At 72.8% G+C, this 12,269-nt stretch carries 13 protein-coding genes; 5 read left to right on the forward strand and 8 right to left on the reverse strand.

Annotated features, from left to right (window positions below; all coding sequences use genetic code 11):
- Positions 1-69 precede the first annotated feature (69 nt).
- Positions 70-2,313, forward strand: a complete 2,244-nt coding sequence (locus tag AB0E85_RS30350) for an FUSC family protein (protein ID WP_361933752.1) — start codon at positions 70-72, stop codon at positions 2,311-2,313.
- Positions 2,314-2,338: 25 nt separating this feature from the next.
- Here the strand turns inward: AB0E85_RS30350 and AB0E85_RS30355 are convergent, their stop codons facing one another.
- The 6 genes from AB0E85_RS30355 to AB0E85_RS30380 all read right to left on the reverse strand — a co-directional run bounded on the left by AB0E85_RS30355 (position 2,339) and on the right by AB0E85_RS30380 (position 6,530).
- On the reverse strand, positions 2,339-2,773 hold the full coding sequence (locus tag AB0E85_RS30355; RefSeq protein WP_062924908.1) for a hypothetical protein: 435 nt from the start codon (positions 2,771-2,773) through the stop codon (positions 2,339-2,341).
- Between the two features lie 28 nt (positions 2,774-2,801).
- On the reverse strand, positions 2,802-3,638 hold the full coding sequence (locus AB0E85_RS30360; protein ID WP_361933756.1) for a DUF1206 domain-containing protein: 837 nt from the start codon (positions 3,636-3,638) through the stop codon (positions 2,802-2,804).
- Between the two features lie 133 nt (positions 3,639-3,771).
- The gene (locus AB0E85_RS30365; RefSeq protein ID WP_361933758.1) at positions 3,772-4,629 is read right to left on the reverse strand and encodes an ANTAR domain-containing protein; all 858 of its coding nucleotides are present in this window, start codon (positions 4,627-4,629) and stop codon (positions 3,772-3,774) included.
- Positions 4,630-4,739: 110 nt separating this feature from the next.
- The gene (locus AB0E85_RS30370) at positions 4,740-5,003 is read right to left on the reverse strand and encodes a DUF5133 domain-containing protein (RefSeq protein WP_361933760.1); all 264 of its coding nucleotides are present in this window, start codon (positions 5,001-5,003) and stop codon (positions 4,740-4,742) included.
- A 28-nt stretch (positions 5,004-5,031) separates the two neighbouring features.
- Positions 5,032-5,895 (reverse strand): SigB/SigF/SigG family RNA polymerase sigma factor, encoded by an 864-nt coding sequence (locus tag AB0E85_RS30375; RefSeq protein WP_361933763.1) that lies wholly within the window; start codon positions 5,893-5,895, stop codon positions 5,032-5,034.
- 200 nt (positions 5,896-6,095) lie between these two features.
- A complete protein-coding gene (locus tag AB0E85_RS30380) occupies positions 6,096-6,530 on the reverse strand; it encodes an ATP-binding protein (RefSeq protein WP_062924912.1) in 435 nt (144 codons plus the stop codon).
- Between the two features lie 270 nt (positions 6,531-6,800).
- Between AB0E85_RS30380 and AB0E85_RS30385 the strand changes: the two genes are divergently transcribed.
- From AB0E85_RS30385 to AB0E85_RS30395, 3 genes are all read left to right on the forward strand, one after another.
- On the forward strand, positions 6,801-7,022 hold the full coding sequence (locus AB0E85_RS30385; protein WP_361933765.1) for a hypothetical protein: 222 nt from the start codon (positions 6,801-6,803) through the stop codon (positions 7,020-7,022).
- A 69-nt stretch (positions 7,023-7,091) separates the two neighbouring features.
- On the forward strand, positions 7,092-8,561 hold the full coding sequence (locus tag AB0E85_RS30390; protein WP_361933767.1) for an ornithine decarboxylase: 1,470 nt from the start codon (positions 7,092-7,094) through the stop codon (positions 8,559-8,561).
- 296 nt (positions 8,562-8,857) lie between these two features.
- Positions 8,858-9,313, forward strand: a complete 456-nt coding sequence (locus AB0E85_RS30395; protein WP_161368419.1) for a cyclic nucleotide-binding domain-containing protein — start codon at positions 8,858-8,860, stop codon at positions 9,311-9,313.
- 4 nt (positions 9,314-9,317) lie between these two features.
- Here AB0E85_RS30395 and AB0E85_RS30400 read toward each other — a convergent pair whose 3' ends face one another.
- Positions 9,318-10,598 carry an MFS transporter gene (locus tag AB0E85_RS30400; RefSeq protein ID WP_361933769.1) on the reverse strand — a complete coding sequence of 427 codons (1,281 nt, stop codon included), beginning with the start codon at positions 10,596-10,598 and terminating at the stop codon, positions 9,318-9,320.
- A gap of 80 nt (positions 10,599-10,678) precedes the next feature.
- Positions 10,679-11,296 carry a LysE/ArgO family amino acid transporter gene (locus AB0E85_RS30405; RefSeq protein WP_361933771.1) on the reverse strand — a complete coding sequence of 206 codons (618 nt, stop codon included), beginning with the start codon at positions 11,294-11,296 and terminating at the stop codon, positions 10,679-10,681.
- A 69-nt stretch (positions 11,297-11,365) separates the two neighbouring features.
- Here AB0E85_RS30405 and AB0E85_RS30410 point away from each other — a divergent pair, with 69 nt between their 5' ends.
- Positions 11,366-12,265 carry a LysR family transcriptional regulator ArgP gene (locus tag AB0E85_RS30410; RefSeq protein ID WP_361933839.1) on the forward strand — a complete coding sequence of 300 codons (900 nt, stop codon included), beginning with the start codon at positions 11,366-11,368 and terminating at the stop codon, positions 12,263-12,265.
- The last annotated feature ends 4 nt before the right edge of the window (positions 12,266-12,269 follow it).

Here is a 12,269-nt window from a genome sequence, read left to right on the forward strand (position 1 = left end):
GAGCGTCCGCCCGTGGCGTGTCATGCTGAGATACGGATCTTGGTGTGAGTCGGGAGAGAGTGCGGCGGTGTGAGGGCAGCGGGACGCGCGGTGCGGGCACGACTGCGGGACCGGATCGCGGCGAACGACCCCGGTCTGCTGCGTCTGACGGCCGGGCTGCGGACGGTCGGCGCGATCGCGCTGACCCTGGCCGTGCTCTCCCTGCTGCGGGCCGATGTGCACGTTCTGGTGGCGGGGGCCATGGCGGCGATGGTCGCCACCTTCGCCATCCGGGAGAAGCAGCTCTCCGCCCAGGCCGTGACGCTGGCGCTGGGGCTGCCGGTGGCCGCGGCCTCGCTGTCCCTGGGCGCGGTCCTCAACACGCGTCTCTTCGTCGGTGACGTCTTCTTCGTCGTCCTGATCTTCTGCGCGGTCTACGGCCGCCGGTTCGGAGACCGGGGCACCGCGCTCGGGCTGATCGGCTTCCAGATCTACTTCCTGTCCCTGTTCGTCGGCGCCACGGCCGCCACGCTGCCCGCGCTGTGCGGTGCCATGGCCGTGGCGTTCTGCTCCAGTGCCCTGATGCGGTTCGCGGTCGTACCCGCGACGCCCGCCGGTGTGCTGTTGCGGCTGCGCCTGGCCTTCCGGGCGCGGCTGGCCCAGCTGGTGGCCGCCCAGGCCGAACTCCTCGACGCTCCCGCGGACGAGATGGACAAGGCGCTGGAGGCCGTCCGCGACGGCACCGCGCGGCTCCACGAGACGGCGATGATGATCCAGGGACGGCTGGAGGAGGGCACCCCGGACGAATCGGCGGCGCGGCTGGTGCAGCGCAGGATCGCCGACGCCGAGATCGCCGCAGAGCGGCTCGGCCTGCTGCTGCTGACCGCCCGGACCGCCGAACGGGCGGACACGCTCACCCTGCACCTGCCGGGCGCGCCCGCCCCGTCGGTGGCCGCGCCGGAGCTGCCGGACGAGGCGGGCGCCACGCTGCGCCGCGATCTGCAGGCGCTGCATGCCCTGGTGCTGCGGGCCGGCAGCGGTGACACGGGCACCGGTCTGGCCCATGTGCGCAACCGGCTGCTCGGCTACCGGGACGAGGAGAACCTTCCGCCCGCCTCGGCCGCCGTCCAGGACGTCTTCCGCGGCATCGGCGAGTCGGCCCGCGCGGTGCTCGGGCTGCGGATCGCCCTGGACGGCCCGCAGGACGAGTCGGACGACAGCCCCGCGACGGCCCGCTCCCGCGAGGAACTGGACGCCGAGGACGCCGCGATCGACGGCGGCGGCGAGGAAGCGGCGCAGGAAGAGCAGACCGGGCTGCGGCGGCCCACCACACGGGCGGCCGTGCAGGTCGCCGTCGGATCCTCACTGGCCATCGTGGGCGGTGAACTGCTGTCCACGCAGCGCTGGTATTGGGCGGTGCTGACGTGCTGGATCGTCTTCCTCAACACCGCGTCCACGGGCGAGATCCTGGTGAAGGGGTACCGGCGGCTGCTGGGCACGGTGTTCGGCGTGGTGGCCGGCATCGTCCTGGCGGGGCTGGTCGGCCGGCACACCTGGACGGCGTTCGCCCTGGTCCTGGTGCTGATCTTCGCCATGTTCTACACGGCGCCGCTGTCGTACACGCTGATGTCGTTCTTCGTCACGGCGATGCTGGGGCTGCTGTACACCCTGCTGCACACCTACAGCCTCGACGTGCTGGTGCTGCGGATCGAGGAGACGGCCCTCGGCGCGGCCTGCGGGGTGGTCGCGGCGGCGCTGGTCCTGCCCGTTCGGACGGACCGCCGTACGGACGAACTGCTCGGCACCGTGCTGGAGCGGCTGGCCGAGGTCACGGAGGCCGCGGTCGGCCAGCTCAGCGGCGGACCGGCGGACGAACTGCTGGACAAGGCGCGCGACCTCGACCAGGCGCTGGCCGATCTGCGGGCCGCGACCCAGCCGCTGATCCATCCGGTCACCCCGCTGCGGACCCGCCGCCACACGGCCCGGTACGTGGTGGCGCTGCTGGAGACGTGCGCGTACCACGCACGGACGCTGGCCGCGACCGCCGAGCTGCTGCCCACGCACCCCTCGATCGCGGCGGACCCGCGACTGCGCGGGGCCGCCGGGCGCACGGTGCGCAACATCGGGGTCATCGCGGCCCGGGTCGCCGACGAGCACGCGGGCGTGCAGGTCGAGACCGGGCCGAGCATCGCCTCCCTGCTGGGATCCGACGCCGGCACACCGCGCTACGGCCGCATCACCGACCGCGTGCTGCGGCATCTGGAGCGGCTGGACGAGGCCGTGGTGGGCCTCGCCCGGCCGCTGGGCGTGCCGGTGGCGGCGCCCAAGGCGTGACGCCCCGACGGGCTTACGGCCGCCGTCAGAAGTCGGTGGGCAGTCCGCTCACCTCGGCGATGCCCCGCAGTTCCTCGGTCTGCTTGTGCCGGTCCCGGATGTAGTCGGCTATCTCGCCGAGCCGGATCGGGTCGGATGCGGTGGTGGCGTCCGTGACGATCCGGACCGGGCCGGTGTCGTCGACGTGGAGTTCGACCACCTCGTTGTCCAGGCGGCCGGTGACGGCGGTGGCGATGACGAGGGCCACCTCGTCACGGACCTCCTGGGGCAGTTCGTCGTCGGGCCCGGAGTCGAGCGCGAAGTCGAGGCTGGACAGGCGTTCCTCTTCGATCGCCTCGAGGACCGGTTCCACCGCGCGCATCAGAAGGCGGTAGTCCTCCGTGTCCATCCGGATGCGCAGGAGGTCCAGGTACACGTCCACGGGCCGGCCGTCGCCATGCGGAATCTCGGAATCGCTCATTGGCTTCGTGTTCCCCACGAGACGCGGCTCAGACGCGTCGCCACCGGGCCATGGCGAACGAGAACACTCCGAAGAGCACCAGCCCGGCCGCGACGCACACCAGCAGCCAGGGCCCGAGCGGGGTGTCGGCGAAGGTGCGCAGGGTGTCGTCGAGTCCCTTGGCCTTGTCGGGTTCGTAGTCGATGGCGGCGCGGACGGCGAAGATGCCCGCCACCGCGAACACCAGCCCGCGGGCGGCGCCGCCGCCGACGCCGGTGACGTCCACGAGCTGCCGCGTCCGCCGGCTCATCTGCCCGAGCCGGAGCTTGTCGTGGTACTTGCGCAGCACCGCGCGTACGGCGATCCAGCCGCCGGCGCCGACGATCACCAGGCCGGCCGCGCCGACCAGCCACTGGCCGCCGGGTATCTCCAGGGCCCTGGCCGTGGCGTCGCGAGACTGCTGGTCGCTGGATCCGCTGCTCTGGTGGCGGCTGATCGCGAACGTCAGCACCGAGTAGGCGACGAAGACGTAGAAGGCGAAGCGGACCGTCGCCATCAGCCGCTTGCGGGCGCTGCGGCCGTCCTTGCCGACCGACCCGAAGAGCGCCTCGGACAGCCGCCACAGGGCCATGCCGACCAGCCCGATGCCCAGCGCCCACAGCAGCACCGCGCCGAACGGCTTCTGCGCCAGTTCCTGAAGCGCTCCCCCGCGGTCGGCCTGCCGGCCGGTGTCGCCGAAGGCGATCTGCAGGGCCAGCGCTCCGACGAGCAGATAGATCACGCCCCGGGCGGCGAAACCCGCCCGTGCCGCCCCCTCGGTCACCGAACCCCGCGCCATCCGCCGGGCCCGGAACCGACCGCTCTGTGCCATCGCACTCGTGTTCATGTCGACCTCCCGGCAGTGCGGATGCCCCGGGTCGGCGTTCACACACCCTGCACAACGCCCGGACCAGCGGATTCCGGTTCCGCGCCGGGTGCTGCCGGCACAGCCGTACGGTGACGCCCCTCCCACAGCGGGCTCAGGAGCGCCGGAACCTCGAACCGCGGCCGGCGCGGCCGAGGGCGTGCAGGTGCTCCAGGGCGTCCAGGACCACCGTGCGGTCGTGCCAGGCGAGCCAGCGCCCGGCCTCGCCGCCCACGGTGTCGAGGGCCTTGGTCTGGGCCGCCGTCAGTCCGTCCAGGGGCCGGTCCATGTGGGCCGAGACCATGCCGACGCACAGCCCGGACTCGGTCGTCAGCGGGACGCTGTGGCAGGCCCTGCTGCCCGCCGCGAGGATGGCCTGCCGGGCGGGTTCGGTGAACACCGGAGCGCTCTCCACGTCGTGCACGGTGACCTGGGAGACGTCCCGGGCGGCCTGCGCGCAGGACGTGCCGTCCTCGCCGACGTGGGCGAAGAAGTCGACGAAGTCGGCCGTGAGCCCGGTGTGCTTCACGATGCGCAGGCCTCCCCGGACCGGATCGGTGAGCTGCACGTTGCCCATGTCGGTGCCGGTCACCGTCAAGGTGGCCCTCAGCACGGCCTTCAGGACGGCTCCGCGGCTGCCGGAGCCGGACCGGTGCGCCTCGGTGAAGGTCAGCTCGGGCTCCGGCCCGCGGACGCGCTGCGGGAACCACAGGGCGTCCGGACCGCCGGGGCGCGGTGCGGTCACCAGGACTCCGGCCAGGGTGTGCAGCTTGACGTTGTAGCGCTGGGACGCGCGCTGCATCAGCGCGAAGGCGCTCTCCCCGTCCGGCAGCGCGTACCGCTCCTGAAGGATGCCCTGCGCCTGCGAGATCAGCGGGCGCACCCGGGCCCGGGCGCGCAGGTCGCGCAGCTCGGCGCGCAGGCGCTCCAGCTCGCCGTCGTCGGCGGCTGCCGCCCGCCCCGCTGTGGACATGGAACTCCTAGGGTGTCGTCGTCGTGACGCGCAGGGGCCCGGCCGCGGCTTGTGCCGTCGGCCGGGCCCCGTCGCGCCTCGTCTCCCCCGGCGTCAGGGGCGCGCGGGGATCAGGCGGGCTCCGTGGCCGGCATGCGCCGTCCGGCCATCGGCGCGACGGGTTCGCGTGCCGGTGCGGGTGCGGCCGCGAGCCACTGGTGAGCGGCTTCCAGGGCACGCTTGACGTCCCGGGTGCCGGTGGACACGCACAGCGTGTATGCCAGGTCCCGTGCCCTGGGGTTCAGCTCCACCGGTCCGCGGGCGGACTCGGCGGCCGCCAGTGCCTCGTACTCCTCGACGAGTCGGCGCAGCACGGCGGGGTTGGGCCTCAGCATGGTCATTGCTCCTCGTGGGGTCGGATGGTCAGGCCGTCGCGGAGGTGCCGCCGCTCCCCCGGTTGCCCGTCCGCTGCCCCAGGACCTCGTCGCGCACGCGGGCGCAGCTGCGGTTGATGAGGCGGGAGACGTGCATCTGGGAGATGCCGAGGTGGTCGGCGATACGGCTCTGGGTCATGTCCTCGAAGAAGCGCATGTAGAGGATGGCCCGTTCGCGTTCCGGCAGCCGGCGCAGGCCTTCCTTGGCGGACTCGCGGTCCACGACGACGTCGTAGGACGAGTCCGACGCACCGAGGGTGTCGGCGAGGCTGTAGCCGTCGTCGTCGGCCGACAGCTCGGCGTCCAGCGACAGGGTGCTGAAGCTGTCCAGGGCTTCGAGCCCGGCGTTGACCTCTTCCTCGCTGAGGCCGGTGTGGGTGGCGAGGTCCGCCACCGAGGGCTCGGGGCTGCCCGGGTTCTGGGTGAGTTCACGGCGTGCCACCCGCACCTTGTTGCGCAGCTCCTGCACACGGCGGGGGACCCGCAGGGCCCACATGCGGTCCCGGAAGTGCCGCTTGACCTCGCCGGTGATGGTGGGGACGGCGTAACTCTCGAAGGCACCCCGGCTCGGGTCGAACCGGTCGACGGCCTTGACCAGGCCCAGGGCGGCGACCTGCCGGAGATCTTCGATCGACTCCCCGCGGTCGCGGAAGCGGCCGGCGATGCGGTGGGCCATGGGCAGCCACAGGGTGACCAGTTCGTCGCGGACGGCCTCCCGCTCGGGGCCTTCCTCCAGCTCCGCCATCCGGGCGAAGAGAGCGGCGGTGTCGGGGGCGTCGTCGTGACGCCGCCGGGAAGCGGGGGCCGTCGTTTCGGGCGTGCCGGGACGATGGGTGGGCGTTTCGATGAGCATGCGGATTCGCTCCTGAACGGTGGTTTCAGGGACTGACCGCGGGAAGGACGCTGCCCGGATCGCCTGGAGGGCCTCCGGGGCAGTCATACCGCTCCCGCTGGCGCGCCTCCGGTCCGAAGCACGAAACTGCGTCTGCCCTGACCCCGGTGGAACAAACTCCGCTTTGCAGTGCAATCTGTCGAGTGCCGGCTCACGGGCGTTCAGGACAGGGGGACGACAGCAGTGATGCACTTGCCCCCGGCGGGCAGGTCCGACACCCGTACGTCGCGGGCGAGCCGGCAGACGATGGGCCAGCCGTGGCCGCCGTGCCGCAGCCGGCCGTGCGGATCGGTGCGGGGCGCGGTCACGGGCAGCGCGTCACTGCGGTCACTCACCGAGACCCGTACACCCGGGCCGTCGACGTCCACCTGGAAGTCGGTGACGCCCCCGCCGTGCAGGATCGCGTTGGTGGTGAGTTCGGAGGCGACGAGCAGGGCGTCGGACAGGGCGTCCGTGTCGCACGGGGTGTGGGTGGCGCGGCAGCGCTCGGCCACGGCCCGCTCCACCGCCCGGCGCGCCTCGGCGGGTTTGCACGGCCGGGCCCGGTGGGCGCCGGGCGGCTCGAACACGGAATCGATCATGTGCTCCTCGCACATTCTGCAGCTCCCTGACAGCACGGACGGAAAACGGGTCCGGACCGCGTTCCGGGGCCGCCCGCACGGGCCTGCCCAGGGGTCCGCCGACCCACTGCTTGCCTAGACCTGCCGCGACATCCGGGGCGCGCACCGCGCGAGCGCCGCGGTCTTACTCTTCGGCTCACCTCTCCCCGCACCTGCAAACCTCCGGTCCGCCCGGAAGACCCGAAAACACCCCGGACGGCCGGGACTCGATGTCATCTCCGTGCTCTGGACGGGTAGGCGGGGTGCATGACCGATGTGGTGGATTCCGACGAGCTGTTGCGGCGCATCCAGCGTGCGAGGGAGTGCGCGGTGCAGGAGGAGCGGACGTGGCGGACCAGGAGCGAGGAGCTGGACGCGACGGATCCGCAGGGGGCCCGCGACGCGACCGTGCGGCGGATGTCGTACGAGGCGGTGCTGCGGGTGCTGGACGAGATCGTGGCCCCGGGCACACACGCCCCGAAGGGGTGAGCGGGCGCGGAGCGGTGCCGGTGCGGGCACGGCCGGATTGCGAGGGCACACGCCGGGAACCCGGTGCGCATGACAGCCGACCACACGCGAGCACCGGTTCTGGAAGCCCTGGAGGAGTACCGCCGCACGGGGCACCTGTCGTTCACGCCGCCCGGGCACAAGCAGGCCCGCGGAGCGGACCCGGCGGTCCGGAGGATCCTCGGTGACGCGGTGTTCCACGGCGACGTGCTGGCCTCGGGCGGCCTGGACGACCGGCTCACCAGGGGCCGGGTGCTGCAACGCGCCCAGGAGCTGATGGCCGACGCGGTGCACGCCGAGCACACGTTCTTCAGCACCTGTGGGAGCTCGCTGTCGGTGAAGGCCGCGATGCTGTCGGTCGCGGGCCCGCACGAGAAGCTCCTGGTCGGGCGCGACGCCCACAAGTCGGTGGTGGCGGGGCTGATCATCTCCGGTATCGAGCCCGTCTGGGTCGAGCCCCGGTGGGACGCCGAACGCAACCTCGCCCATCCCCCGTCCGCCGAGGAGTTCGACCAGGCCTTCGACGCGCATCCGGACGCCCGCGGCGCCCTGGTCACGAGTCCCACGCCGTACGGCGGCTGCGCGGACCTGCGGGCGATCGCCGATGTCTGTCACCGGCGCTCGCGCCCGCTGATCGTCGACGAGGCGTGGGGCGCCCATCTGCCGTTCCATCCGGACCTTCCGTCCTGGGCGATGGACGCGGGGGCGGACATTTGTGTGACGAGCATCCACAAGATGGGCAGCGGTCTGGAGCAGGGCTCGGTCTTCCACCTCCAGGGCGACCTGGTGCCGCCGGAGCTGCTGGGGATGCGCGCGGACCTGCTGGGCACCACCAGCCCCTCGGTCCTGATCTTCGCGGGCCTCGACGGCTGGCGGCGGCAGATGGCGTTGCGCGGCAAGGAGTTGATGGGCGGTGCGTTGGAGCTCGCCGCCGAGGTCCGGGCCGCCATCGAGGAGATCGACGGGCTGCATGTCAACGACCGCAACGACTTCTGCGGCCCGGGACTGGCCGACGACCTCGACCCGCTGCCCGGCGTCATCGACCTCACCGGCCTCGGGATCACCGGTTTCCAGGCGGCGGACTGGCTGCGCGAGCACCGGCACATCGACGCGCACCTCGTGGACCACCGCCGCATCGGCGCGCAGATCACCCACGGCGACGACCGGGAGACCACCGGGGAGCTGCTGGAGGCGCTGCGCGACCTCGCCCGGGCGGCCGGCGACCTGCCCAGGGCGCCGAGGGTGGAGGTGCCGTCGCCGACGGCGCTGCGGATGGAGCAGGCGGTGCTGCCCCGCGACGCGTTCTTCGGTCCGGCCGAAGGCGTGCCGGTGTCCGAGGCGGCCGGGCGGGTCGCGGCCGAGATGATCACGCCGTATCCGCCCGGCATCCCCGCGGTCCTCCCGGGCGAGCGCCTGACCGAGCCGGTCCTGGCGTACTTGCGGACGGGCCTGGACGCGGGCATGCACCTGCCGGACCCCGAGGACCCGGAGTTGGCGACGGTCCGCGTGCTCGCTCGGTGACTCCCGGGCGTGAAACAGGTCACGCCACCCGGTCCTGGGGGCGCATACACCGCCCAGATGGTTTACCGTTCATTCATACGTGGTGACGGAGTCGACCCCTCGTCCTCCGTGCGCCACCGCTTACGGCCCTGGCTGGTCTCCCCCGTCCAGCCAGGGCTTTTTCATGCCCGGCGCATCGGCCTGAAGAAGTCGCGTACGCCGAGGTGCTCAGGGCCCCGGCAGCGGCTGAAATGGGCTTAGGGGCCCGTGCACCCCAGCGACAGCACCGCAGTCGACCACCCGGCGAGGAGCTCCGCATGACCAAAGCGATCAAACTCCTGACCGCCCTGCCTCCGCCCCAGCGGCAGCGTCTCATGACCCTCGCCCGGGAGGTGTCCTTCCCCGAGGACGCCCGCATCTTCGAGGCGGACGGCAGGGCCGACCGCTTCTGGGTCATCCGCTCGGGCGCCGTCTCGCTGGACCAGCAGGTGAACTCCCTCCAGCGGGTGACCGTGGCCAGCCTCGGCGCGGGCGACCTGCTCGGCTGGTCCTGGCTGTTCCCGCCGTACACCTGGGACTTCGGCGCGGTGGCGTTCAGCCCGGTGCGGGCCTACGAGTTCGACGCCCAGGCCGTGCTGGGGCTGTGCGAGGAGGACCCGGAACTGGGGATGATGCTGGTGCGCAATGTCGCCGAGGTGCTCGCGCACCGGCTGGAGATGACCCGGGGCAAGCTCATGGAGCAGTACACGCTGCACCGGCGTGGAGCCCTGTGAGACGTCAGACGCGGTAGCGCCGCAGCGCCGGAACGGCGGCGGCCAGCACCAGCATCACGGCGACGACCAGCAGTCCGCCGCCCGCGACGGCGACGCGGGGGCCGAAGGCGGAGCCCGCGGTGCCGTGCAGCACGTCGGCCAGGCGCGGGCCGCCCGCCACGACGACGGTGAAGACGCCCTGCATGCGCCCGCGCATCTCGTCGGTCGCGGCGGACAGCAGGATCGCCCCGCGGAAGACCATGGAGACCATGTCGGCCACCCCGGCGAGGGCGAGGAACGCCACCGCGATCCACAGGTTGCGGCTCAGACCGAAGCCGGTGATGGCCACTCCCCAGGCGACGACCGCGCCGATGACCATCCAGCCGTGCCGCCGGGCCCGGGAGAAGGTGCCGGAGAACAGCCCGCCCAGCACGGCGCCGACGGGGATCGCCGCGAACAGCAGGCCGAGCGCCAGACCTTCGCCGTAGGGGGCGTAGGTCTGGGAGGCGAGCTGCGGGAACAGGGCGCGGGGCATGCCGAGCACCATGGCGATGATGTCGGCGAGGAACGACAGCAGCAGCACGGTGTGCCCGGAGATGTAGCGGAAGCCGGCGGCGATCTCCTTCACGCCCGCGCGCCGCACCGCCGCGCCGGCCAGGGGCGGCAGCGACGGCAGCCGGTACACGGCCCACACCGTCACGCACAGGGCCAGGGCGTCGATGAGGTACAGCTCGGGCAGCCCGATGACGGGGATGAGGGCACCGGCGAGCAGCGGACCCGCCACCTGCCCGGTCTGCATGACGGTCGAGCCGAGGGCGCCCGCCGCGGGCAACTCGTCCTCGGGGACGAGCCGGGCTATGGAGGCGTTGCGGGCCGGCGCGTTGAGGCCCCAGAAGGCCTGCTGGACCGCCAGCAGCAGCATGAGGGCTCCCACCGACTCCAGGCCCACGAAGGCCTGGAGCCAGAACAGCAGCGAGGTGACGGCGATGCCGCTGTTGGTGATCAGCAGCAGTCTGCGCCGGTCCATGGTGTCGGCGATCGCCCCGCCCCACAGCGCGAACACGATCAGGGGCACGAGACCGGCCAGGCTCGCGGCGCCGACCCATGCGGAGGAGCCGGTGATGTCGTAGATCTGCTTGGGGACGGCGACGGCGGTGAGCTGACTGCCGACGGCCGTGACGATGGTCGAGCCCCACAGCCGCCGGTAGGCGGGCCGGCGCAGGGGGCGGGTGTCCATGGCCCAGCGCCGCCGGGACGTCCGGGGTTCGGGCTCCCGCTCTTCGGTCGTGCTCTCGCTCGCGTCCACGCGCCGCTTCCTCGATGCTCGCTACATCTTTCGGGCGGGCATCACTATCGCACCCGTCACCGCCGGGCCGGCGGCGGGTCTCAGCTTCCGGCGATCAGCACGGCACCGAGCACGATCATGGTGGCGGCGACCAGGCCGTCCAGCACGCGCCAGGCGGCCGGCTTGGCGAGGAACCGGCCGAGCATCCGGGCGCCGAAACCGAGGGCGGTGAACCAGCACAGGCTGGCCAGCACCGCGCCGAGGCCGAACGTCCAGCGCAGGGAACCGTGGTCGGCGGCGACGGAGCCCAGCAGGAACACGGTGTCCAGGTAGACGTGGGGATTCAGCCAGGTCATCGCCAGGCAGGTGAGCACGGCCCGGCGCACCGAGCCGGCCGCCTCCCCGTCCGTCCGCAGCCCCTCGCCGCCGGGCCGGAACACCCGGCGGGCGGCCAGGGCCCCGTAGACCAGCAGGAACGCGCCGCCTGTCCAGCCGACCGCCGTCAACACGCCCGGCCACCGCACCACCACCGCGCCGACCCCACCGACCCCGAGGGCGATCAGCGCCGCGTCCGACAGGGCGCAGATGGCGACCACGGCGAGGACGGCCTGTCGGCGCACGCCCTGGCGCAGGACGAAGGCGTTCTGGGCTCCGATGGCGACGATCAGGGACAGGCCGGTGCCGAAACCGGCGGCGCCGGCGGTGAAGGTGCTGGTCATGGCGTCGACGCTACGGACGCACCCGCCCTGGGTCCAGCTAAAGATTCTTACGTATCATTAGCAACCGTGATGATGACGGATCTGCCGCTTGATCAGGTGCGGACCCTGCTCGCCGTCGTGGACGAGGGCACGTTCGACGCGGCGGCGGCCGCGCTGCATGTGACGCCGTCGGCGATCAGCCAGCGGGTGAAGGCGCTGGAGCAGCGCACGGGACGTGTCCTGTTGCTGCGCACGAAGCCGGTGCGGCCGACCGAGTCGGGTGAGGTGCTGGTGCGGCTGGCCCGCCAGGTGGCGCGACTGGAGCACGACGCGTACGCGGAGCTCGGACTGAGCGGCGACGGGGAGCCCACCCGGGTGTCCGTGGCGGTGAACGCGGACTCGCTGGCCACCTGGTTCCTGCCCGTCCTCTCGCGGGTTCCCAAGGAGCTGCGGCTCTGCTTCGAGCTGCGCCGCGAGGACGAGGACCACACCGCCGCCCTGCTGCGGGAGGGCACGGTGATGGCGGCGGTGACCTCGTCACCGGATCCCGTGCCGGGCTGCTCGGTCCGGCCGCTCGGACGGATGCGCTACCTCCCCGCGGCCACGCCGGACTTCGCCGGGCGCCACCTCGGCGGCACTCTGGCGGAGGCGCTGACCCAGGCCCCCGTGGTGGTCTTCGACCGGCGCGACGACTTCCAGGACGGCTTCGTCCGGCGGCTCACCCGGGGGCGCAACGGCGCGAGCGCGCTGCGGCACTACGTGCCGACCTCGGAGGGCTTCGTCGAGGCCGTGGCCGCGGGGCTGGGCTGGGGCCTGGTTCCGGAGCCCCAGGCGGATCCGCTGCTGGGCGAGGGCCGGCTCGTGGAGATCGCCCCGGGCCGCACGGTCGACGTGCCGCTGTACTGGCAGCAGTGGAAGCTCGACTCGCCCGCCCTGGCGCAGGTAGCGGAGACGGTGACGGCGACGGCGGCGCAGGCGCTGCGGCCTTGACGCC

Source organism: Streptomyces sp. NPDC029044 (assembly GCF_040637495.1).
Taxonomy (GTDB): Bacteria; Actinomycetota; Actinomycetes; order Streptomycetales; family Streptomycetaceae; genus Streptomyces.